25 protein-coding genes and 1 pseudogene are annotated in these 23770 nt (G+C 35.5%); 19 read left to right on the plus strand and 7 right to left on the minus strand.

Annotated elements, in window-relative coordinates; genetic code table 11:
- Window positions 1–8: 8 nt before the first annotated feature.
- The 5 genes and pseudogenes from HMPREF2876_RS09525 to HMPREF2876_RS09545 all read left to right on the plus strand — a co-directional run bounded on the left by HMPREF2876_RS09525 (window position 9) and on the right by HMPREF2876_RS09545 (window position 4606).
- Window positions 9–239, plus strand: a complete 231-nt coding sequence (locus HMPREF2876_RS09525; RefSeq protein ID WP_000659121.1) for a YdbC family protein — start codon at window positions 9–11, stop codon at window positions 237–239.
- A 70-nt stretch (window positions 240–309) separates the two neighbouring features.
- Entirely contained in the window at window positions 310–501 is a 192-nt protein-coding gene (locus HMPREF2876_RS09530; protein ID WP_000503424.1) for a hypothetical protein, read from the plus strand.
- A 53-nt stretch (window positions 502–554) separates the two neighbouring features.
- Complete coding sequence (locus tag HMPREF2876_RS09535; protein WP_070584778.1) at window positions 555–2441, plus strand: recombinase family protein; 1887 nt, start codon at window positions 555–557, stop codon at window positions 2439–2441.
- Window positions 2405–3904, plus strand: a pseudogene (locus tag HMPREF2876_RS09540) (helicase); the annotation flags it as partial. The gene HMPREF2876_RS09535 and the pseudogene HMPREF2876_RS09540, both read left to right, overlap by 37 nt.
- A 42-nt stretch (window positions 3905–3946) precedes the next feature.
- Window positions 3947–4606 (plus strand): single-stranded DNA-binding protein, encoded by a 660-nt coding sequence (locus HMPREF2876_RS09545; RefSeq protein ID WP_070584783.1) that lies wholly within the window; start codon window positions 3947–3949, stop codon window positions 4604–4606.
- Window positions 4607–4675: 69 nt separating this feature from the next.
- Here the strand turns inward: HMPREF2876_RS09545 and HMPREF2876_RS09550 are convergent, their stop codons facing one another.
- A complete protein-coding gene (locus HMPREF2876_RS09550; protein ID WP_070584784.1) occupies window positions 4676–6007 on the minus strand; it encodes a relaxase/mobilization nuclease domain-containing protein in 1332 nt (443 codons plus the stop codon).
- A 2-nt stretch (window positions 6008–6009) separates the two neighbouring features.
- Complete coding sequence (locus tag HMPREF2876_RS09555; protein ID WP_070584786.1) at window positions 6010–6366, minus strand: plasmid mobilization protein; 357 nt, start codon at window positions 6364–6366, stop codon at window positions 6010–6012.
- A gap of 332 nt (window positions 6367–6698) precedes the next feature.
- Here HMPREF2876_RS09555 and HMPREF2876_RS09560 point away from each other — a divergent pair, with 332 nt between their 5' ends.
- The 9 genes from HMPREF2876_RS09560 to HMPREF2876_RS09600 all read left to right on the plus strand — a co-directional run bounded on the left by HMPREF2876_RS09560 (window position 6699) and on the right by HMPREF2876_RS09600 (window position 16073).
- A complete protein-coding gene (locus tag HMPREF2876_RS09560) occupies window positions 6699–7292 on the plus strand; it encodes a TetR/AcrR family transcriptional regulator (RefSeq protein WP_070584789.1) in 594 nt (197 codons plus the stop codon).
- Between the two features lie 19 nt (window positions 7293–7311).
- On the plus strand, window positions 7312–7899 hold the full coding sequence (locus HMPREF2876_RS09565) for an MptD family putative ECF transporter S component (protein WP_070584791.1): 588 nt from the start codon (window positions 7312–7314) through the stop codon (window positions 7897–7899).
- Between the two features lie 19 nt (window positions 7900–7918).
- Complete coding sequence (locus tag HMPREF2876_RS09570; protein WP_009529547.1) at window positions 7919–8620, plus strand: energy-coupling factor transporter transmembrane component T; 702 nt, start codon at window positions 7919–7921, stop codon at window positions 8618–8620.
- Window positions 8613–10007, plus strand: coding sequence for an ATP-binding cassette domain-containing protein (locus tag HMPREF2876_RS09575; RefSeq protein WP_070584793.1), 1395 nt, complete (start codon window positions 8613–8615; stop codon window positions 10005–10007). Before HMPREF2876_RS09570 ends, HMPREF2876_RS09575 begins: the two co-directional genes overlap by 8 nt.
- Before the next feature lie 24 nt (window positions 10008–10031).
- Window positions 10032–11378, plus strand: a complete 1347-nt coding sequence (locus HMPREF2876_RS09580) for an MATE family efflux transporter (protein WP_070584794.1) — start codon at window positions 10032–10034, stop codon at window positions 11376–11378.
- Window positions 11379–11697: 319 nt separating this feature from the next.
- Window positions 11698–12114 carry a sigma factor-like helix-turn-helix DNA-binding protein gene (locus HMPREF2876_RS09585; protein ID WP_070584795.1) on the plus strand — a complete coding sequence of 139 codons (417 nt, stop codon included), beginning with the start codon at window positions 11698–11700 and terminating at the stop codon, window positions 12112–12114.
- A gap of 660 nt (window positions 12115–12774) precedes the next feature.
- Window positions 12775–14541 (plus strand): recombinase family protein, encoded by a 1767-nt coding sequence (locus tag HMPREF2876_RS09590; RefSeq protein WP_019213945.1) that lies wholly within the window; start codon window positions 12775–12777, stop codon window positions 14539–14541.
- A gap of 285 nt (window positions 14542–14826) precedes the next feature.
- Window positions 14827–15009, plus strand: coding sequence for a sucrose-6-phosphate hydrolase (locus HMPREF2876_RS09595; RefSeq protein ID WP_070584797.1), 183 nt, complete (start codon window positions 14827–14829; stop codon window positions 15007–15009).
- Window positions 15009–16073, plus strand: a complete 1065-nt coding sequence (locus HMPREF2876_RS09600; protein WP_083307009.1) for a DNA cytosine methyltransferase — start codon at window positions 15009–15011, stop codon at window positions 16071–16073. The genes HMPREF2876_RS09595 and HMPREF2876_RS09600 overlap by 1 nt, the downstream gene beginning before the upstream one ends.
- A gap of 57 nt (window positions 16074–16130) precedes the next feature.
- On the opposite strand, the gene HMPREF2876_RS09605 is transcribed toward HMPREF2876_RS09600, so the two are convergent.
- The 5 genes from HMPREF2876_RS09605 to HMPREF2876_RS09625 all read right to left on the minus strand — a co-directional run bounded on the left by HMPREF2876_RS09605 (window position 16131) and on the right by HMPREF2876_RS09625 (window position 20776).
- Complete coding sequence (locus HMPREF2876_RS09605) at window positions 16131–17222, minus strand: hypothetical protein (protein ID WP_070584799.1); 1092 nt, start codon at window positions 17220–17222, stop codon at window positions 16131–16133.
- 107 nt (window positions 17223–17329) lie between these two features.
- The gene (locus HMPREF2876_RS09610) at window positions 17330–17551 is read right to left on the minus strand and encodes a helix-turn-helix domain-containing protein (protein WP_070584801.1); all 222 of its coding nucleotides are present in this window, start codon (window positions 17549–17551) and stop codon (window positions 17330–17332) included.
- Window positions 17552–17564: 13 nt separating this feature from the next.
- Window positions 17565–19403 (minus strand): AAA family ATPase, encoded by a 1839-nt coding sequence (locus tag HMPREF2876_RS09615; protein ID WP_070584804.1) that lies wholly within the window; start codon window positions 19401–19403, stop codon window positions 17565–17567.
- 1 nt (window position 19404) lies between these two features.
- A complete protein-coding gene (locus HMPREF2876_RS09620; protein ID WP_070584807.1) occupies window positions 19405–19857 on the minus strand; it encodes an ABC-three component system middle component 2 in 453 nt (150 codons plus the stop codon).
- Window position 19858: 1 nt separating this feature from the next.
- Window positions 19859–20776 carry an ABC-three component system protein gene (locus tag HMPREF2876_RS09625; protein WP_070584809.1) on the minus strand — a complete coding sequence of 306 codons (918 nt, stop codon included), beginning with the start codon at window positions 20774–20776 and terminating at the stop codon, window positions 19859–19861.
- Window positions 20777–20958: 182 nt separating this feature from the next.
- Here HMPREF2876_RS09625 and HMPREF2876_RS11025 point away from each other — a divergent pair, with 182 nt between their 5' ends.
- The 5 genes from HMPREF2876_RS11025 to HMPREF2876_RS09645 all read left to right on the plus strand — a co-directional run bounded on the left by HMPREF2876_RS11025 (window position 20959) and on the right by HMPREF2876_RS09645 (window position 23769).
- Window positions 20959–21093: a hypothetical protein gene (locus HMPREF2876_RS11025; RefSeq protein ID WP_261674204.1), complete on the plus strand. Its 135-nt coding sequence runs from the start codon at window positions 20959–20961 to the stop codon at window positions 21091–21093.
- 313 nt (window positions 21094–21406) lie between these two features.
- The gene (locus tag HMPREF2876_RS09630; RefSeq protein ID WP_070584915.1) at window positions 21407–22024 is read left to right on the plus strand and encodes an RNA polymerase sigma factor; all 618 of its coding nucleotides are present in this window, start codon (window positions 21407–21409) and stop codon (window positions 22022–22024) included.
- Window positions 22025–22116: 92 nt separating this feature from the next.
- On the plus strand, window positions 22117–22311 hold the full coding sequence (locus HMPREF2876_RS09635; protein ID WP_063633222.1) for a hypothetical protein: 195 nt from the start codon (window positions 22117–22119) through the stop codon (window positions 22309–22311).
- Between the two features lie 2 nt (window positions 22312–22313).
- A complete protein-coding gene (locus tag HMPREF2876_RS09640) occupies window positions 22314–22592 on the plus strand; it encodes a hypothetical protein (protein ID WP_070584811.1) in 279 nt (92 codons plus the stop codon).
- A complete protein-coding gene (locus HMPREF2876_RS09645; RefSeq protein ID WP_261674205.1) occupies window positions 22585–23769 on the plus strand; it encodes a DUF2800 domain-containing protein in 1185 nt (394 codons plus the stop codon). The genes HMPREF2876_RS09640 and HMPREF2876_RS09645 overlap by 8 nt, the downstream gene beginning before the upstream one ends.
- Window position 23770 lies beyond the last annotated feature (1 nt).

The following is a 23770-nucleotide window of genomic DNA, read 5'->3' on the forward strand; positions in this document are numbered from 1 at the left end:
GGTAAGGAATGAAAGAAATCCAGTATGAGATTGTAAAGGAAATCGCCGTATTGTCTGCGAGTGACAGCGGCTACACAAAGGAAATCAATCTTATTTCATGGAACGGGAGAGAGCCGAAATATGACATCCGCAGCTTTTCCCCGAACCGTGAGAAGTGCGGAAAGGGTATCACGTTGAACGCTGATGAAGCAGCGGCACTCCTTGAAGCATTACAGAAAGAAGTAAACAGCGGGGATTGATGGTATCTGATTGACAGGGCGGGGCGTTTCCAGACGTTCTCCTGCCCTGTCTGGAAAGGAAGATTTAAGTATGGGCGAGGATAGGAAAACAACTGGAAGAAGAAAGCGTATTGTGCCAAAAGGGCAAGTACAAATGATTATCAGTCGAGAATATATCGGCACACAGACCGTTGCAGAAGCGTTTGTCCCGATTATCTCCGAGGATATTCGGAAGAAGATTGCCGAGGGCGACACCTTCGACAATGAGGGGCTGTCCGCTTAGAATGTACGCAATGGAACATGAAAACGTTAGGACAGATATGGAGGTTTTACAGTATGGCAGGAATAAGAACGGAGAACAAGATTTATGAAGTCGGCATTTACTGCCGCTTATCAAAGGACGATGGCACGGATAACGAGAGTGCGAGCATTGCGACACAAAAATCCATCCTCACGGATTATGTGAAAAGGCAGGGATGGCATTTAGCAAAAACGTATGTTGACGATGGCTACTCTGGAACAAATTTCCAAAGACCAAGTTTCCAGAATATGATTAAGGACATTGAAAACGGGCTGATAAACTGCGTGATTACAAAAGATTTATCCCGTCTGGGGAGGAACTATCTTGATTGTGGGTTATATCTGGAAGTCTTTTTCCCAGAGCATAACGTGAGGTATATAGCGGTCAATGACGGCGTGGACACCTTAAACAAATCCGCTATGGACATCACGCCTTTCCGCAACATCCTAAACGAAATGTATTCTGCCGATGTGTCAGTCAAGATAAAATCGGCGTACCGTGCGAGGTTTCAGCAGGGGAAATTCATGGGAACAACAGCCCCTTATGGCTATGTCAAAGACCCTGCCGACCACAACCATCTGCTGATAGATGACAAAGTTGCCCATGTGGTAAGGGAGATATTCGACCTTGCGTTAGCGGGCAACGGCATCGCCAAAATCCGCAAGCACATCAACAAACAGCATATCCTACGCCCTGCCGCTTATGCGGTGGAGCAAGGGGCAACAGGCTATGAGCGGTACTTTGAGGATAACGAGGAAAACCGTTATATTTGGAGCGAGAACAGCGTGAGGGGCATTTTAAGAAGCCCGATATATGCGGGCAACCTTGCAGGCTACAAGCGGATTGCAGCCAACATGAAAAGCAAGAAACGCCCCTCTAAGCTGCCCGAAGAATGGGAAGTGATACCAGACACCCATGAGGGGATAGTCACGCAGGAGGAATTTGACACCGTACAGCAGCTTATGACGAGCCGCAGGCGGGAGCAGAACGCAGGGGGATTTGAGAATATCTTTTCGGGCGTTATCAAGTGTGCGGACTGCGGCTATGCGATGCGGGCGGCGAGTGCCAACAGGAGGAAACGCCCCGACATCATCGACTGCGTACAATACACCTGCAATAATTATGGCAGATATGGCAATGTTATGTGTACCGCACACAGCATTGAAGCGAGGGACTTATTCAATGCCGTCCTTGCCGACATCAACCGCTTTGCGGATATGGCGGTCAATGATGAAAAGGCGGTCAGAGCCATAGAAAGGCGGCTCACGGAAACAGACCAGAGCAGGGCGAAATCATTAGAGAAAGAAAAGAAGAAGCTGAACAAACGCCTTGCGGAGCTTGACAGGCTGTTTTCCTCTCTCTATGAGGACAAGGTAATGGAGCGTATCACGGAGCGGAATTTTGAGATGATGTCGGGGAAATACCAGAAAGAGCAGCTTGAAATTGAAGCACGGCTGAAAGAGGTAACGGAAACGCTCAATGACAGCTATGAGAAATCGCAGGGCGTGAGGGACTTTCTATCCCTAATCCGCAACTATCAGGGGCTGAAAGAGTTGGACGCAACCATCATAAACGCACTCATAGACAAGATACTTGTTTCGGAACGTGAGAAACTTGCGGACGGGACAGTAAGGCAGGAAATCAAGATTTACTATAAATTCATCGGCTTTGTCGGTGAATTACATATCACACCCACAAAGCGGTGGACGGCGTTAAAGCCTAAAAATTGTACGGTGTGCGGTGTTGAATACGTCCCCAGCTCTGGAATATCAAAGTATTGTCCCGCTTGTGCTAAGAGGATACAGAGGGAGAAATCAAACGAGAGCAAACGCAGGAGTAGGGAGAGGAACCGAAGGGCATGTATTGAACTGTCCGCAAAAAATGACCGACTGACCTTGAGCAGAGAGCGGGTAGAATTGTAAGACAGGGAAATGAAAACAAAGAAGTCAGCATATTCAGATATGTAACGGAGAATACCTTTGATGCGTACCTTTGGCAGACCATCGAGAATAAACAGAAGTTCATTTCTCAGATTATGACAAGTAAAACACCTGTAAGAGTGGCGGAAGATGTGGACGAAAGCAGCTTAAACTATGCAGAGATTAAAGCCCTTGCTACAGGTGATCCGAAGATTAAGGAAAAGATGGATTTGGATAATGAGGTTACAAAACTTAAAATGCTTGAAGCAAACTACAAGTCCAACCGTTACAGATTAGAGGATAAGGTTGCTAAAAACTACCCGGAAGAAATAGCAAGAACGGAAAAACTCATAGAAGCTGTCAAGAAAGATATTAAAGATGTAGAACCTAAAGCTGAAGGCGATGAAAAGTTCACTTCTATTATCATTTTAGGTGAGAAAATTACGGATAAGAAATTAGCCGGAGAAAAGCTGCTTGAAGCTATTTCTAAAGTAAAGATCAATGAAAGCAAAGTTATCGGTAAGTATAGAAACATGGATTTAGAGGTAAGTTACAACTTCTTCACCAATGAGCATAACTTCAGTTTAAACGGTGCTGCAAAGCATTCAGGAGAGCTTGGAACGAGTACGGACGGTAATATTACAAGGCTTGATAATGCTCTTGAGAAAATGCCTGAGAAACTAAAGAGGCTTGAAGAAAAGCTCTTCAGCACAAAAGAACAGCTTGAAAATGCAAAAGAGGAATTACAAAAGCCTTTTGAAAAAGCTGATGAACTAAAGAATAAGGTGCTCCGCTTGGCAGAACTGAATAAGCTCCTTGATATGGGAGAAGTGGAAGAAAAGAAAAATGATAATCCCCTTGTAGAAGATGTAAAACGAGCCATCATTGACTTCTGCAACAGAGAGTATGAAGAAAATCATAGTTATGATGAGTTTGACGCTCTATATCCTGATTTAAAGCACATAGGAATTGCTTATACTGATACACCGGATGAAAGACATGGCATACAGTTTGAGTTAGACCTTGAGAATTATACAGCAACTCAATATGTAAATGATGTTGTAGTAAGTCATTATGATTATGTAAAGGAAAATGGAAGTGTTGAAAAGGCTCTTGATGTCATAAAATTTGAAATGGAAAATGGAGAGTTTAATACCTTTGTTTCGGTAGATGAAGAAGAATTAAAGCAAGCAATGGGACTTGAAATTGATGATGAAGGTAACTTCTATGATCCACTTTCTAAAGACCTTGATAATGATGGAATTGCTGACAGATATGACAATGACTTTAAGGACAGCGATTATTTTGAGTCAACCTATGATGTTGAAGATAATTTGCATACCAAAGAGGAAGCCACACAGAAAACGGGTGATAAACCATCTATCTTAGGACAGATAAGAGCCTATCAGGAAGAAAGTAAAACAGAAGAAAAACAAACAGCAAAAGAACAGGAATATGTACGATAAGGGAGGGAAACCTCCCTTTTACCATGAAAGGAGATAAAAAACATGGATTACAAAACAATGAGAAATCAGATAGAAGATATGGTAAGTGATAATCACAAGGACTTTGTTAAGGCGGTTATCAGCATGGAAAAAGGTATCAACGATGAAAGTGCTTTGGATAAGCTCTATGAGGCTTATATGGACAATGACACCATTAATTTACTGCATGAGGAATTTGATTACATGATTGAAGATTTAAGAGAACAGGGGCAGATTAAAGATCTTCCTTATGTTCAAGAGGAGAAAGATAATCTTGTCAATATCGTTGGAAATATTGTAGGAAAGATCGATGTAGTTGAAAGAGAAAATAAGAACGGCGAAGCCTTTCAAGTAGTAAACTTCTCTGTGGCATCTAAAGATGATGAGGGCAATAAGGTATATCATAATTGCTCCGCATACGGAGAAAAGGGTGATATTCCAAAAGACTTTAAGCAGGGAGATTTTGTAAAACTCTTTGGACAGATCAGAACTTCCGTTGACGATAACGGCAAGGAACATACTAACATCAGGATACTTTCTTCAAAGCTCTTAAAAGCAAAAGAACAGATGAAAGGTCGAGATGAAAAGAAAGAGTCTGTGCTTGGAGCTATCAAAAAATATCAGGCTGAAGATAAGGAAAAGCCTAAAGAAAAGAAAGAAACATCAAAAGAAGCTGAGAGATAAACTTATGGTCGGTGTGGTCTTGGGACTGCACCGACTCTTTTTTTTATTTGCGAAAAAAGGAGATAAAGATTATCTCTCCATCTCCTTACCCATATATATTCCGTAATTTTTTCGTATCTTATAAAGCTCGTCCATAGTGGATTTTGAGGAAGAATACTCTTGCATAAGGGTGTTCTTTTTTTCTTGTAATTTATCAAGCTCAGCTAAAATATCCTTTGAATTTGGGAGCTTGGAATAGGATTTTTTAAGCTCTGAGAGAGCATTTTCATATAGGGTAATCTGAGCTTTGTACTCTTCAAAAAATGCCTTGTCAGACGGATTAGCAGTATATTCCTTGTAGCACGCTCTGTACTTTTTAACGGTATGAACTTGCTCCATAGTGGTGGAAAGCTTCTGCATTTCCTTATCAATAGCCTTGATTTTCTCTTGTATATTTTGCCTTTCATCGGCTGCTTTTTGAATATACTCGTCAAGCTGTTTAACGGATTTAATGCCATGTTCTCTGATATAAATAACAGAGTCAGCCATTGTATGAAGGTTATGTTTGGTTGCCCAATATTCGTAGCCTTTGCTTTCCTTTACCTTTGCATTGGTGTTCATGTCAATAACATTGCCGATGCGTTTTTTGACGGCGGGAGTCTTGATGAACTCTCTTTCCGCAATGCGTTCTTTTAATCTTTCCTCGGTATAATCTTCTCCGATTGTTTTAGCCCTTGTAAATCTCGCCTTATCTTTTGGCTTAAAAGCAATGTGCTTACCGTATTTGATTTCATAGCCAAGATCAGCCATCTTCTTTAAAAATTCGTCCCAGTCCTTTGACTGTTTTATTATTCTATCAATGTCAAATTGAAGCCTGCTTTTCCAAGAAGTGCCATGTTTTGCCTGTTCATTTTCATACCAAGATTTACCGCTAGTCTTGTATTTTTTCTTATAGCTTTCGTAAAACTCGTCAATAACGGATAGGTTATTTTCTTTGCATAACTTATCGCTCTGGTAACGGATTTGGTGATAGCTTTTCTTGTTAGACTGGTAGCACCTGCCTGTTACCATATTTACATTATTGAAGATGATGTGATTGTGGATATGCCCCTTATCTATGTGGGTAGATAAGACAAATTCATACTCATCTTTGAGTATCTTTTTACACAGCTCCATACCTATTTGGTGAGCCAATTCAGGGCTTGCTTCTCCCGGTAAAAATGATTGAATGAGATGTCTTGCAAGAACGGTTCCTTTTGTTCCTGCGTCATTTCGTGTCCTTAAAAACTGAGTGTGAGCAGTTGCTTCGTGGCATTTATGAGTGCTTACTAAAAGCTGCTCGTCTGTTTTATCTCCATTTACAATGTAGTCGATAGCAAGATTAAGAGTCGATTTTATTGGGTGTATTTTTGTAATAGCCATTATTATTCACCTTCCGTTTCAGATGTTCTTTTCAGAAGTAGTGAATGAATTAGCCACAGCTCTTTTGAGAAATGTTCAATCTCTTTTTTTATATCATCGATGTCCTCTTTGTAGATTACACCTGTCGAATTTACTCGCTTTGCAATCTGATTGATGTTGTTTGTTGCATTAGAAAGTAAGCCTTGTAAATCTCTGAAAGGCTCTAAATCCACTTGATAAATTTCCTTTTCCAAAACGCATTTGCGGATGAAATGGCTCATGTTTCTACACTTCGCAAGTCTTTTTTTTTCTTCAAAAAGAGCCTTTTCTTCTTCAGTTAGTTTAATTTCAAGTCTTTCGTTTCTTATTCTATTTGCCATAGTTAGTTCCTCCTTTGAATGTATTTCTGGGTCTTAGGGTTCTCCCTAACAAGCTAAAAATTGATAAAAAAAGAAGCAGATCCCCAAGGGCTGCTTCGTCAATTTTCCGTAAGTGTCCGTACACTTACTGTGCTTGCTCAAAAAGTGTGAGTCATGGAGTAAGCATTAAGCGTTTATAATTATATTATCTGATTCTACAATATAGATGCTAAAAAGTCAAAAGAATCATTTAGATTGTTTTAAAAAAGTTAGTTGACATTAACTATCAACTGTCATATAATAAAAATCGACAGCATTGTCGGTTTTTGTTATATGGAAATGAGGTCTTTAGCTTGAAAGAAGAAAAACAAAAAGTAGGACAAATCAAAAAGAAGAAAATTAGAGAAGCTGCAAAAAAATGTTTTTTAACAAAAGGCTTTCAAAGCACAACGATGGAAGATGTTATTACAGAGATAGGTATGAGTAGAGGTGGTGTTTATCATCATTATGCAAGTACAAATGAAATGCTTAAAGACTTAATGCTTGATGGTAATGATTATAGAAATAGCTTGATAAATGAGTATTTGGAAAATAATCGAGGCAAAGATAAATATCAGGAAATGGGTGATATTTTGGTTGATAAGTCACTGGCTGATACAGATTTGATGAGATTATATACGCTCCTTTTACAGGCAAAAAAATATAATGAGGATTTGGAAAAGTTGTATCAAGAATTGAGACTTAATACGACTAATGAGCTGAGTTTAATCGCCAAGCAGCTTGGAATTAAAGCAGATATATTTGGTGACGGTTTTTTAGTGAATTATATCAATGGATTGATATTAAGTTCAGAAATTTTAGGTGCGAGAAAGTCTTATAGCGAGCATAAACGATATATAAAAGAAACAATGATAAATTATATTGTTGATGTAGAAAAGAAAAATTAAAACAATTAGGAGGTTTCAAATGAGCAAACGATTAGAGGTAAAGGATTTAATCAATATAGGATTATTTTCCGTATTAGGATTTATATTTATGATGATTGGGTCATTTTTAGGAATGGTTCCAGTTTTAATGCCACTTGTCCCATTTGCACAGGGAGTTTTGGTAGGACCTGTAAATATGCTGTATTCTACCAAGATTAAAAAAAGAGGAATGATTTTTATTCAATCATTATTGATTGCATTGGTATATGTTGCTATGGGACATGGACCTTGGGCATTATTAACTGCTGTTATTGCCGGTATTATTGCTGAAATAATTTTGAAATCAGGAGAATATACCAATGTAAAGAAAGCAAGATTAGCATTTTCAATTGCGCCTCTTTGCACGTTAGGAAATTGGCTTCCAATTTTTATATCGAGAAATGAATATATTAAGCAATTGTTAGAAAAAGGATACAAGCAAGAGTTCATTGATAAGATGCTTAGTGTTATGCCGAATTGGATTATTGTTGTAATGGCAATAGTAGGAATTATCGGTGCATATATAGGTTGCAGCATTGGAATGGCATTTCTAAAAAAACACTTCAAAAAAGCCGGTATGGAGAAATAAGATTTCATGGAGAGTTAGGATGATAATCAAACTTGATTTTCGTACAAAACTTTTTATGACGATAGTTCTTTCATATGTGATGGTATTAGGCAATATTCAAACAAAGTATTTCGTGCAAGCCATTTTAATATCCACAATTCCGATAATACTTTTAATTAACGCAAAATATATAAGAGTAGCTATTATTGGAGTGGCTACTCTTTTGTTTGTTTATGCTGCTGATAAATTTCTGATAGGGCTTAATTACAATCCTGTGGTTGCAATTTTATTGATAATAGTGATGGTTATTAAAAAAATTCTCCCCGCATTTTTGATGGGGAGATATACCATACTTACATCAAATGTTGGAGAAAGCATTTACTCATTAAAAAAAATGAAATGTCCAGATGAAATAGCCATTCCCTTGACGGTAATGGTACGTTTCTTTTATGCTGCAAGGATTGATTATAGTAATATAAAAAAAGCTATGCGTTTGAGAGGATTGACGCTTAAAAGGTTAATAAAGAGTCCAATTTTATTATTTGAATATAGATTAGTGCCATTATTGATGTGCTTATCAAAGGCAGCAGATGATTTGACGGTATCAGCTATGACGAAAGGGTTGGCTGTAAATCAAAAGAGAACAAGTATTAGTGAAACATATATGGGACTTGTTGACTTTATGTTTTTCTTAATAATGGCATGGATAATCTATCTATATATAAGGGGAAAATATGCTTGAATTACAAAATTTAACAGTGGGTTTTGACGGTGAAAGCATATTGAAAAATATAAATATGATTTTCAAACCCGGTGAAGTAACCGTCATTACAGGACATTCAGGAACAGGAAAAAGTAGCTTGCTAAAAGTTATCAATGGAATCATTCCGGAATACAATAATGCAGAATTAGAAGGAGATATTGTATTTAACGGAAAATCATTGTTTGGCTTGACAATATTGGAACGATCTAAATTTATATCTACAGTGTTTCAAAATCCTAAAACACAATTTTATTGTATCAATTCAACCGATGAACTGGCTTTTCAGTTGGAAAATAGAAACATAGACAAAGATTTGATTTTAGATAAAATTCAGTATTATTCAGCGGTTTTAGGTACAAAGGAATTATTAGATAGGAATATCTTTGAACTATCTGGAGGCGAAAAGCAGTTGATTGCAGTAACAGCTTGTGGGATTTCTGAAAATGAAATTATCTTGTTGGATGAACCCTCATCTTCCTTAGATCAGGTTGCAATAGAGCATTTACAGAATGCCATTATGGAACTGAAAAAAAGAAAGAAAATTATCATCATTGTGGAGCATAGATTGTTTTATCTGAAAGATATGCTTGATAAATTGTGTGTGATAGAAAATGGAACTTATAAAGAATACACAAAAGAGCAGTTTTGTGATGATTTCTTTGAACAGGTTTCTGAAAAACACAATCTAAGGAGTTTTAATGCGATTTCTAAAAACAATTTTTTAAGCAGGAAATATAAGCAAGTAGAAGTGTTAAAGAAAAATTCTTCAGATCTTGATTGTAAAGCATTGTCTTGTTTGAATTTCGAAAAAAAATATGAAAGAAAGGAAATCTTTGACTTCAGTATTGCCTTTGAATCCGGTATCAATTTCATCATTGGTCAAAATGGTGTTGGGAAAAGCACTTTTATCAATTTGCTGATGGGGCTGACAAGAGGAACAGGAGAGGTGTTTTATAACGGAGTAAAAGTAAAAAAACGATGTGAAAATATTTTTGCGATTATGCAAGATGTTAATTATCAACTTTTTACAGAATCTGTATGGCAAGAAATTTCAACTATTACTAAGGAGAATGAATTAAAAAATGAAATTTTGAGAACAGTAAACTTATTTGATAAAAAAGAAATGCACCCAAACTCATTATCGGGAGGTGAAAAGCAACGATTATTACTTGCTATGTCAATGCTGAGCAGGAAGCCCATCATAATTTTCGATGAACCGACAAGCGGATTATGTAAAAGGCAGATGGATATTTTGATTGGATTTCTTAATAAAATGACCGAACAAGGAAAGATAATTATCATAATCACACACGATTATGAATTTATAGATAGATGTAACGGAAAAGTATATGAGTTTGTGAAATAAATATAGGTAAAGGAGAATGATACGATGAAAGAAGATATGAAAACACAACTATTAACCAAAAGTCCTAAAGAACTGTTATTTAAGTTGGCAATTCCCGGAATAATCGGGATGATTGTCATAGGATTGTATCCATTTATGGATGGTGTGTTTGCAGGATGGCTCATTGGTGATTATGCTATGTCAGCCATTAGTGTATCTATATCCTTAACGATTATAAATGGAGGAATATCGGCATTGATTGGCGTTGGAAGTGCCTCAATACTATCAAGAGCAATCGGAAAGGGCGATAAAGAAACGACAGATAAAATATTCGGGAATTTTTGTTACTGGGTAATATTTTTTTCTGTAATTATCACGATATTGGGTTTGGTTTTTGCACCTCATTTTTTAGATTTGGTAGGAGCTAAAGGAAATATTAAAGAACTTGGTGTGAGATATTTAAGAATAGTTTTCTTTGGCTCTATATTTGTGAATTTTGCTCAAGCGGGAAATATGACAATGCGTGGCGAAGGTGCATTAAAGCAATCAATGATGATTATGGGAGCGGGAGCTATATTAAACATTATTTTAGATCCTATTTTTATGAAGTTGATGGGTGAATATGCGATTGAAGGTGCAGCTATTGCAACTGTAATATCTCAAATTGTACAAGCAATATTGACATTCCACTATTTTTCAAAGAAAAGTGCTTTTGTAGGGATCCATAAAATTCAAAAATACAAGGCAATTTATAGCGAAATGTTCAGTATAGGAAGTTCAGCAATGATGATGCAAATTTTATTTGCAGTACAGCAAACATTTTTGTTTAAGCAAGCCTTTGCGTATGGAGGAGATGATTGGGGAATTTTGATGTCTGCTACAATGCGATTATATATGTTTTCCTTTATTCCACTGTGGGGTATGAGTCAAGGCTTACAACCTGTTATTGGAGCTAATTTCGGAGCAAAACAATACGGAAGAGTAAAAGATACGATGAAGATTTTTATGTATGGTGCAACAATTCTTGCAGCAGCTTCATGGATACCATCAATGTTTTGTTCAGAAAAATTACTATCATTATTCAGTGTGAGAAGGGAGATTATTGAAGTTGGTGTTGTAAATTTTAAGATGTTTTATTCTACATTCATCTTATATGGAATTATGATTATGACACTTACATTTTTCCAATCCATAGGAGATGGGAAAAAAGCAGGCATGATTGTAATGCTTAGACAGTTAGTTTTATTTATTCCTGCAATATTACTATTTCCAAAGGCATTTGGAGCGTCAGCAGTTTGGTGGACAGAACCTATCGTAGATTTTAGTATGATTATGTTGGGACTGTTTTTAATGCTTAATGGACTTAGGAAAATGGGAAAAGACAAAGCGTAAATACAAGGACATTTGATATAAAAGCGAAAATAATCAAAAGAGGCTGTAGGTATGGATGCTATTTATCTATAATGAACGGAGGGAAAGGGAGGTGAACAAGTGTATAAGTTACCTTGTAGAATTGAAATGGAATAAAAATACTCCTTTTTTCTATAATCCTTGTAGTTGTCTGTCTTTCCATATTCTTGTCTAAACAATTAAATATAGTAAAAGAAAGAACAGGTTTCTTTCATTTCAGAGGACTTCTTATGCCAAGATGCAGGAGTCCTCCTTTTTTGTCTGAAAACAAATAGACAAAAAAAGAAATGGAGGAAACTTTATGGCAAAAGAGTATTACCTTTATGTCAGAGGGCAAAAGGTAAAAGTCAGTGAAGATATTTATAAAGTCTACTGGCGAGAACGAGAACACGAGAAGTATTTAGAGCAGGTGGACAGAAAAAACCACCTGCTTTTCTTTTCCTCTTTGGATCATGATGGACATTTTATAGATAACATCGCTGATGAAAGCGTTGATGTAGAAAAGATTGTTGAAACACAGATGATGATTGAGGCAGTCAGAAATGCTATATCAAAACTAAACGATGAGGAAAGGGACATCATAGAGCGTTTGTATTTTAATGATGAAACATTATCGAGTGTAGCAAGAAGTAAGAAAGTAAGCTATCAAGCTATACAATGGCGAAAAAACAATATTCTTAAAAAGCTAAAGGTGCTTTTGAAAGAATTTATAAAGTAAACGCCTTGTAGATGGGGGCAGATTTTCCTTTATAAATTGAAGGGAGATCTGTCCTTATATTTTTTTAAGGAAGTGATGAAAACCATAAAGTTGAAGAGAATCTCTCTTAAAGCCATTAGGCTATTGTTCCTTGAAAACTGAATAGACCATGACGGGACTTTTAATTACTTAGTGAGCGTAAGGAATTTACGCCATGACTTTCCTGCTGAAGAAATTCGGTTTAAATGAATACTGTCAAAGACAAGGATAGAAGGAAACGAGCGATAAATAAATTTTCTTAAAGCAAAGAACGAGGATAACTTTGCGAGCGATGACCTAAGTAATGATAATGATACTTCTTTAGTGAAAGCCGGCTCATCTTAACAGGGGCGGTGGTGAGATTCCAATGTTGCTTATCCTAAGCACCCGTTAATGTCATAAAACTTTAGATAAAATTATATGAGGAGGATTTAGAATGAATAATGAACTATTAAGATATAGCCTCCAATTATCTATGCTGTCTATGTTACTTTCTAAGCACTTGCTCAGTGATATTGAATATAAAAAGATAAAACTAAAGCTGATGAAAAAGTATAATATCTCTACAGAATTATATTTATAATGTTTTGCAAGTGTGGTATAATAGAACTGCATAGAAAGATACAAAAAGGAGGCGGTGCAGTGAAAAAGGATGTTAAAGTTATTAAAGGTGATACCACACTGAAAAGAACTGCATCAGGGTGTGTTCAACGCTCAATAAAGAGAGTGGCAGCTTATTGCAGAGTTAGTACGGATACTGAAGATCAGATTAATAGCTATAATTCTCAGGTAGAACATTACACAGAATTTATACAGAAAAATAAAGAGTGGACTCTTGCCGGAATATATGCTGACGAGGCGATAACAGGAACACAGGTTGATCGAAGAATTGACTTTCAAAGATTAATAAATGACTGTATGAACGGCGATATAGATATGATAATTACAAAGTCTATATCAAGATTTGCAAGAAATACATTAGACACCTTAAAGTATGTAAGAAAGTTGAAAGAGTTTAATGTTGCGGTCTTTTTTGAAGAGGAAAACATAAACACCTTAACAATGGATGGAGAGTTGCTTTTAACAATTTTAAGTTCAGTTGCGCAACAGGAAGTAGAGAACATTTCAGCCAATGTCAAAAAAGGTTTGAGAATGAAGATGGAAAGAGGAGAAATGGTAGGCTTTCAAGGGTGTTTAGGCTATGACTATGATCCGGAAACTAAAAGCATTTCTATCAATGAAAAAGAAGCTGAGATTGTAAGATATATTTTCAGAAGATATATTGAAGGTGTTGGCGGTATGGTAATCTCCAGAGAACTTGAAGAACAAGGATATTTATCGCCAAGAGGAAATAAAAGATGGACGGAAACAACAGTTTTAGGAATCATAAAAAATGAGAAATATAAAGGGGATCTTATGATGGGAAAGACCTATACGGTTGATCCTATTTCAAAGAGAAGATTGGATAATTTCGGAGAACAGGATAAGTTTTATATAGAGAACCATCACGAGCCAATCATTTCGGAAGAAGATTTTGAAAAAGCTCAAGGTATTAGATTAAGAAGGTCAAAAAACAGAAATACCGTTGCTAATAATGGCGGTAAGAGAGAAAAGTATTCAAGAAAATATGCTTTTAGCAGTATGCTTGAATGTGGATTTTGTGGTCATAATCTTTCAAGAAGAAATTGGCATTCGAGTTCAGAGTATACAAAAGTTATATGGCAGTGTGTCAATGCTACTAAAAACGGAAAGAAGTATTGTCCGCATAGTAAAGGGATTGAAGAAGAAGCCATAGAAAAAGCATTCATGGAAAGTTATCGTCAGGTATGCCACAATAATGTTGAAATTACTAATGAATTCCTTAAAACTGTGGAAGAAGAATTGAAAGACAACAGTTTAGCTAAAGACCTGAAGAAGATAACAAATCAACTTGATAAGATACTAAAGAAAGAAAAGGATCTTGTTGAGTTAAGGCTGAATGAGTCAATCAGCATGGATATATATCAGGATAAGTATAATGAAATAGCTATTAGTAAAGAGAAATTACTTGCAGAAAAAAGGACTTTAGAAGTAACACTCACTGATGAAAAAGCGTTGAAGAAAAGGCTCGAGGGGTTTAAAAAATTACTTGAGTCCAATAAATATCTTGAGGAATTTGATAGGGCAGTATTTGAAAGTATAGTAGATAAAATCATCATTGGGGGAACTAACGATGAAGGTGAAATTGATCCTGCAATGATTACTATCATATATAAGACTGGAAAAAAAGATTCTCAGGACGGAAGATTATTCAAGAGCAGAAGAAAAAATGCCAAGGAAGTTAATGAGGAAACTGACAACAAATTGTATCCTCATTCAAGCGACGAGGTTAATAATTTGTATTCCTATCCTATTGACAACACATGTTGAGAGTGTCGTATTGATGACAAGAGTTGCACCCACTAAGTAAAATAAAGTGTAGAAATTATAGGCTTCTTCCAGTGCTATCGTTAAAAGGTATAGGTGGGCTGGAATAAGCCTTGTTTTTTGGACTATAAAATAGGTGTGTGGAAACTTATCGACAGTAAAAGGTCGACAAGACAGAATGGATATTTGCAAAAATGCACCCACCTGCACCCACCTTTAAAAGATAATAGTAGGTTGATAATAGACTAAAAATAGGTTAAAATAAGACTAAATAAAGGAGGCGTATTTATGAAGGGGAAATGTATATTTTTAGATACATATGTCTTACAGCAGGATATGCGAATAAGGTTACCTAAAGCAGTTTTATCCAATTTGAATATTCAAAAAGGAAAAACAAAGTTTGATATATATTTAGATTCAGAAAGTGAATGTTTATTGCTAAAAATACATGATGAGGATGGTGAAAATTAGTGGATAAAATTCAAGCGATTTCGTTATTTAGCGGTGCAGGAGGAATGGATGTAGGATTTGAGAATGCAGGAGTGTCTGTGTTACTGGCTAATGAAATTGTAAGTGATGCTAGTGAAACATATCGTGCCAATCATCCACATACAAGGATTATTAACGATGATATTAACAACATAATTAATACTTTAGATAAGTATTATGGGATTGATCTTGTTTTTGGTGGACCGCCGTGCCAAGGGTTTTCAGTGGCGGGGAAAATGAATCCTTCTGATGAGAGGAGTAAGTTAATTTTTACTTTTTTGGATGCCGTAAATAAAGTACAACCTAAAATGTTTGTAATGGAGAATGTTAAAGCTTTAGGTAAGTTAGACAAATGGAGTTCGGTTAGAACAAAATTTTTAGATAAAGCCAAAGCAATGGGGTATAGATGTGAGCTTTATATTTTAAATGCAATTGAATATGGGGTGCCTCAAAAACGTGAAAGAGTGTTCTTCATAGGAATAAAAGATTGTAAAGATGATAATTTTGAATTTAATATTCGAAATCTTTTACAGAAACAAAAAAATCAAGCTCCTTTCATAAGGGAAACTCTAAAGGATCTTGGTAAAGCAGGAACTAAGGTTAATCCAAATACTTGTACGGCAAAAATTACTTTTGCTACTAAGCCGATTATGAGAAAATCTCCATATGCAGGTATGTATTTTAATGGTCAGGGAAGACCTATAAATGTTGATGAATATTCGAATACACTCCCTGCCTCAATGGGAGGAAACAAAACCCCTTTTGTAGATGAAGACTATTTATATGGAAACTCGGAAAGTGATTGGGTAGTAAATTATCATAAAGGGCTTATGGAAGGAACTATAGAACCTGAATTTGTGGAAGCTCCCAAAAGATTGAGAAGAATTACGATCAAAGAAGCTGCTAGAATACAAACATTCCCAGATGATTATATTTTTTGTGGAAACAAAGGTAAGATTTATACTCAAATTGGTAATGCGGTTCCTTGTAAATTAGCTGAAGCTGTCGCCAAAGCGATAATGGAGTATTTAAAAAAATATTGCTAGTGTTATAGAGGAGCATAAAAAATGCTCCTCTATTGATATAAAGAGGCTGTAAAAAATTTACTGATGTAATTCTTGCCATTTTATTTTTACAATTTCCGCAGTATTTATATCAGATATATAATTGTTCAAGTCGGAATAGAAATTTTTCCTGGCTAGAGGTGTCATTCGTTGTAAAGTATCTGACATCCACTCAAAAATATTCCAATAATAGTATACTATGTCTTGATAATTATAGTTTCCCATATATAAAGATAGATTACTTTTTGTCATTTCTTTAGGACAATCTTCTTCACGGCAGATCACAATTACCTCATTTACATTATTTCCATTATTATCATTATATATATGGATGCAGTCATATGAATCACGGATTCTAGCTATGTCAAAAGGTTTAACGGTGATTTCATAGACTTTATAAATTATGCCGTCAATAGATTCTTCATTAACATCACCAGGTTTTTTGCTAGTGGTACTTGTAACAGAAGCTCTATCTTCTTCTCCAGTAACTATTACTCCAGTATTCATAGCAAGATGAAAGTTTTTTAGAAGATAAGCTGCTATCTTTTGTGGAGTATTTCCCGAATCAGGGACTTTTGTAGTTAATTCATAACAAAGCTTATATAGAAATAGAGGATCAGAAGAAGGTTCCACATTAACACTAAGGGCTTCTATGCGTTTGGATTCTCCAATTAATTTACGAATCAATGAAACAGAAACATCATCAATTATTGTTTTATCTGATTCGAGTAAATTTACCAAGTTAACAACTTCTTCAGCGACATTAGAAGGTCTGCGCTGAGTAGCCCAAGTCATGTCTAAGCCTACAGTTGCTTTAGCGACATTCAAAGGACCAGACTTTCTATGTGGAATTTCTTTATTGATTAAAAATTCTTTTATAGGTCCTTCATATATTGCTCTGGGATTACAATCATATAAGCCCACAGAGGCTTTGAATGATGAATCTAATTTCATTCCTACAATTACTACGAGTAAAATTTCTCTGAATCCCCATGCACTTGTGGTAAATAGCTTGTTTAATGAATTGCTATATTTCGATTCATCAACTAAATAATCATCATTGATTGCATTTGCATAAATACTATCTAAAATAGATGATACTTTTTTATTTCTTTCATTTGTCGCGCTCATTTTATTTAACTCCTTAACGATTTTTTGTGTATTAGGTTAGTGTTTGATAATTACCTTAAAGTGATGACCTTATTTAATGCAGATGCATAATAGCCATTGATTGGATGTTACTGTTCATCTTCCTCATCTATAAACTTTGTTTCTAAAATATCTTCAATGCCACATTTAAGAACTTTACATATTTTTAGTAAAACATCTGTTGTTAGATTATCTCCACGACCTAGTTTTGCAATTGTGTTAGAACTAACGCCACTTTGTATTCTTAAATCTTCACGTGTCATGTTTTTAGTTAGTAGTATGTGCCATAGTTTTTCGTAAGTTATTTTCATATTGTCTCCCAATCTATTTATGTTCAGCGTTTACAACGTCATTAAGAAAACCATATCTCCCAGAGTTTGGATTTCTTGTAAATTCTATTACATTGATGCCTTTATCAGGACAATGCTCTGGTACGAAAGGTAACTCATCCTTCTGTTCAATCATAATTATTTGTCTATTATGATTCTGTTTGAGAATAAATTCTAGGAAACCTTGCTTAACTGAGTTAATTGCTTCCACGTATTCTGATTCAGATAATTGAGTTAAGGCAGAGTCAATTGCAAAGAAGTTAGGGGAGTACCCATTTCTTTCTAATATGAAGCTATGCATTGAATAGGATACTAAAGCATTTAGTATTGCACAGTATCCACCACCCATACTAGACGCTTTGTTTATATTATCAATTTCAATGTCGAATGATTTCATGTTAAGTCTAGCTGAAGAAGCGCCTCCAATTTTTGATTTTTCTAAAGCGTATTTTAATTTTTCTTCAAATGCTTGTATTAACTGAAGGTCGAATTGACTAAATATGTTGTACTTGTTGATTGCTTCATCTTCTTTAGTTTCTTGAATAAATAAATCTGTACCAAATTCAGTTTCAATCTCCTTTAATGAAGCTAATTCAAAATGCATTTGCATTATTTTTAGATGTTTATTTAGTTCTTCATTAAAGGTATCTAATTTCGGTTTTAAAGAAGAGTTAATATAATCATCCAAATCAGCTTTTGATTTTTCTAATTCAATAATTTTCTTTTCAACAATTTCTTTTTTCTTTAAAGCACTGCTCTGTGCATTTTCCAGATTAACAAGGTGCGATTTTAGATTGTTTAATTCTGAAACAGCAGATTCAATGTAATCCTTTTTAGGAGGATTTTTTAATTCATTATTGCAGAAAGGACAGTTTTTATGAGGTATTATGTCTATAGATGCAGTTTGACCATCTATAATAAACTCCAACCTTCGTATATCTGATTTATACTGGTTATTTAATGACTCAAAGTTTCTGAGTAAGGTATTAGTTTCAGAAAGTAATGAGTTATTATTGTACAAGTCATTTAGTAATTCTTTACCTTTATCATTTGCTTCATTTAATTGTTCTTGAAGAATACTTATCTCTGCTTGCAGAGAATCAACTAGTCGTTTTGAATCTTGTACATCATGATTGGGTAGTTTCTTTTCTATAGATTCCTTTTTAGCAATTAGTTGATCCTTTTTGGAACGAATATACATAATTATTGCTTCACGTTTGGCCTTGCTTATAGTAGGGTCTTCTTGTTTTTTTACATCATTGGCATCTAATCCTGTTAATAGAAATAGAAGGGCAGAAGCTGATGGAGTTCTACCTCTTTGATCGGGCATTAAAAGAGCAGAAGTCTCTCTATCAATATCCTTTTGTTTCATAAGGAATAGATGTAATATAGTTCTCCAAGTTAATTTTTGAGTTTTACCTGCTTGAGATGCTAATACTTTATGAGTTGTATCAATACCTATTAAATAAAGTAAAATATCACTAATATTTTTCTTTGCTTTGTGATCAGCGCTATAAAATCCACAATCAATATTTGATATACCACTGATAACTTCAATTTTGGTAGAACCAATTTCTCTTTTAAGTGTTAGACTACCATTATCCGAATCCAGTAACAATTCAATATGAGTATATCCGTTATTGTTATCTACAATTTTTGATGGTTTATCTGACTTAGGTGTAAATCCAAAAACATAATCAATACAGTCCATGATTAAACTTTTACCTGTATTAGATGGGCCTATGATTAAATTAACTCTGTCTGAAAAATCAATAGTAGAAGGAGAATGGCCTCCTCCAGATACTGTTAATCGTTTTATTATGAATCCATTCATGTTAATCCTCCAATGAATCAATAGAGTTATAAAGAATAGTAGAATGTAGTTCTATAAAATTCAGATTAGGATACTCACTCATTATAGATTTTATTGCATTTCTATATTCATTACTGTATCTATCGTTGATGGCATCTGCTATTCTTTTCCCTTGGGGTGAGATGGAATAGCTGTATCCGTTATTATTAGAAATAAAATCTACGGATGATTCTAAAACTAATTTTTTTAATGCTAGAGAAATGGACCTTGATTTTGCAGAAAACTCGCTATGTCTAAATATTCCATACCCATGTAAATTTTCATCAGAAATTCCATAATCATTACCATATATGGCCATGAAATCAATAGATGTAATTTGTGATTCATTCAATGGAATATCATTGAGTACATCCAGTAATAACAGTATACGAAGAGAAGATTCAAAAACAGATCCAAATAGTTCTTTTTTAGCCATTTTATTTCACCCACCTAAGCTTGCCGTCATTTACTAAATGATGACAAACGCCTTTCTGTATTTTATTACTTATCCAATAAGGTGACTGGCTTAGTAAATAATTTCTATATTGTAGAGTTGAGGCTTGCTCCATGACAGATAGCATTTTTTCATATCCGTTAGCATACTTTTTCCTATTTGTATCTTTAACTCCATCAAGCGTTTCTTCCTTTAGAACGTCAAATTGATTGGACAGATTATCAGCATCCAATTCTAATAAACTGCGTTCAATAGAAACTGCGGCATAGAAATCAATCCTGCGATCATTTAAATCGTCTTCGTAGTCAGGATAATGCGGAAGATCCTTATTAGAAAAATTTTTAACTGCTTCTGCATCACCATATGCTGCATAAAGTTCCTGAATATATGGTGATTCGATGGGAGAGGCAATATCTGGTACTTGAACAAATATTGGGCGGGGTAAAGAGGCAACTTTTGTATTAATATCCTTTATTAAATTAAGACTTTCTTCGAAGGGGGAGGAGGTCTTTTTTTTCGCTTTGGATTTCTTAGTAATAGACAGAAAAATCGATGCTAAAAGCTCATAACATTCGATGTCGGGAGCAGAACCAGTTAAACCGTTATTTTGTAACCATTCACATATGTCTGTATAAGAATCAGATTTTTCAATGCATTCATGAACCCACTGAATATATTTGTCAATATCTTTATTTTCAAAGAGAAACAAGGCATCCTTTTTACTGATAGAGTTTCCATTTATATATCTTGCCTGAGTATCAGGCATATTGTCTAAAATTTTACAATTATCCATAACAGAGTCTTTTATAAAATTTCCAATCATGTCTACAAAAAAATCTGCATCGTTTTTTCCGAAGGAAAAATATGGTTTTAGTCCTTGTGCATAATCTTTGAATTCCACGAAATAACCTCCTTTCATTATTTCTTCCGCAAGCTTCCGAATGCTTCCGTAAGTTCCTGAATTCAAATAGGTCGAATTGGTAGGATATAGGTATAGAAATTCTCATATTTTCTATTAAAAATATTATATCAGAATTCTTGGCAATAAACAAGAAACTCTGTGCAAAGAGGGAGGTGACATATATGGCAAAGAATTCAAAACAGACTTCTAAACGAGTTGCTTCTAAAGCAAGTTCAATTCTTAGAGATGGTCGTTATGGAAGTAAAGCAAAGTCTGTAGCTGGTAGTGCACTAGCACAAACCAAAAAAGGCAGGTAGGTGCCTAAAAGTACTAGTAACTCTTTTATAAATAGTACTTTGCAAATTAGGGGGTGGGTTTTAGAAAACTCACTTACTAAGCAGTGACTGATTAATAATCGGCCTGCACAACTAAATTATCACAGAGCCTGATTAGCTATAGGGCGATGGGATACATCATACGGCACTCACGGATTTATTCGTGAGGTGCTATGTGAGGTACCTCTATTTTTCTATGGCTATTTTTAGGCAAGAGAGTCGGTGCTTCATATAGCATCGGCTCTTTTTGTATCCCTTCGTCCTACTGCAATCGGCAGAAAGGCAGGGATTTCAAATGAAAATTCGTAAGACGAAACAAGCAGAACGTGGAGTATACAAATACTCATATCAAGTAAGAGCAGAAAATGGTGAGTATGTAACAGAAACTGTAGTACTTAGACCAGGAGAAAATGGTGTAACTGAGATGGACATTAAAAGACTCCATGCACTGGATGATAGTGAGGTTTATTACAATTGTAAGAATCTTAGACCGGAAAGAAGTATTGAAGAAAAAGAAAGAATTAAGGCATTCGAAAAAGAGTATGTTCAAAAATTCAAACTTCAACATGGCTATGAACCAAATAAGGACGCTATCAAAGATGCTGTCAGCGAGGCTTTTCCATCAAATTATAATCTATCTTTAGATTTTGCTTTTGAAAATGAGATTGATGAAGACAAGTCCAGCGTTATTGAAGCAACAGCAGTTCCATTTGATGACAAGTTTGAATGGTCAGAGGAGATGGAAGATATAAGGGAACTTCTATCAGATAGACAGCGGGAGGTTCTTGACCTTAAATTTATTTACGGATACACACAAAAGGAAATTGCAGATATGCTTGGCGTTACCAAGATGGCAATAACAAAGAGACTGGCATCTGCGTATGATGTAATAAGAAAAAACATGAAAAGATAAAAAATTTTTTAGGCAGGGTTTACTACCTTGCCTTTTTCTTTGCCTGTGATTTGTAAGGGAGAATACGAGCCCTACAGAAAGGAGGCAAAGCTATGAAACACAAAGTCGTAATTAATGTAACAAATGAAGATGGAAAAAAGACACCTGTGCTTAAAGGTGCAATCAGAAAACTTCCATCAAAAATTATTAAGTGGCTGTTTGGAGATTATACACAGGTCTATCTTCTTAAGCCCGGAGAAACCGTTGAATCTGTAGATGTCAAAGAAGTATTAAAAGGAGAAATGTAATCATGAAAAAAGAAGTAATTAAAAAAATCATCACAGACTTAGAATCGCTCATGAAAAATCTAAAGGAGCTGATAAAAGATGAAGAGGAAGAAAAAGTACCGAAGTCAAAAGAGGTAAAACTGGAAGACTTAAGGGCGGTGCTTGCTACCTTAAGTCAACATGGGAAAACCGCAGAGGTTAAAGAGCTGATTGTAAAGTTTGGCAGAACGAAGTTATCTGATGTACCAAAGGAAAACTACAGTCAGCTACTAAAGGAAGCGGAGGAAATCAAAATTGACTAAACAGAAGGTGAATTGTACCAAAGGTGCAAGAGAGGCTGGCCTGGGCCACGCAATTTTATCTCCATCAAGCTCCCATAGGTGGCTTAACTGTACACCAAGTGCTGTGCTTGAACTAGAGTTTGAAAATACCAGTTCAGCAGCAACAGAAGAAGGAACAGCGGCACACGCCTTTTGCGAGCACAAACTAAAAAAGGCATTAAAGATGCGAAGTAAAAGACCTGTATCTGATTATGACTCAGACGAAATGCAGGAATGCACCGATGCCTATGTGGATTTTGTTTTGGAGCAATATGAGTTAGCCAAACAGAAGTGTAAGGATCCAGCTATTTTGATTGAACAAAAAGTGGATTTTTCAGAGTATGTTCCAGATGGATTTGGAACGGCAGATTGCTTGATAGTTTCAGATGATACGCTTTCCATTATTGACTTTAAGTATGGGCAGGGAGTTCTTGTGGATGCATATGATAATTCACAGATGAAATGCTATGCACTTGGAGCACTAGCAATTTATGAAAGTCTTTATGACATAAAGGAAGTCAGTATGTCAATCTTTCAGCCTAGAAGGGAAAATGTGTCTACTTGGACAATTGCTACAGAAGAACTAAAGAAGTGGGCAGAGGAAGTCCTAAAGCCTAAAGCAGAGCTTGCTATTAAAGGCGAGGGAGAATATTGCTCAGGTGATTGGTGCAAATTTTGTAAGGCTGCAGTTAGGTGTAGAGCAAGAGCTGAAGAAAAGCTAAAACTTGCAAAAGATGAGTTTAAACTACCACCACTATTAACAGATGCCGAAGTAGAAGAAATTCTAGTGGTTATTCCGGATTTGACTTCATGGGCAAATAGCATCTTGGCATATGCAACAGATATGGCAGTTAATCATGGTAAAGAGTGGGAAGGCTTTAAGGTTGTAGAGGGTAGGTCTGTAAGAAAGTATAAGGATGAAGAATCCGTAATAGAAAAAGCAAAAGAAAACGGATATACCGATATCTTTAAAACCAGTCTTATTACCCTTACTGAAATGCAAAAACTAATGGGAAAGAAGAAATTTGAGGAAATTCTAGGTGATCTCATATTTAAACCACCTGGAAAATTGACGCTTGTACCAAACTCAGATAAGCGTCAGAAAGTAAATGTAACAAATGCTAAAAATGAATTTAATGAAATAATGGAGGAGAATTAAA

This window comes from Streptococcus sp. HMSC073A12 (genome assembly GCF_001812815.1).
In the GTDB taxonomy this organism is placed as follows: Bacteria; Bacillota; Bacilli; order Lactobacillales; family Streptococcaceae; genus Streptococcus; species Streptococcus vaginalis.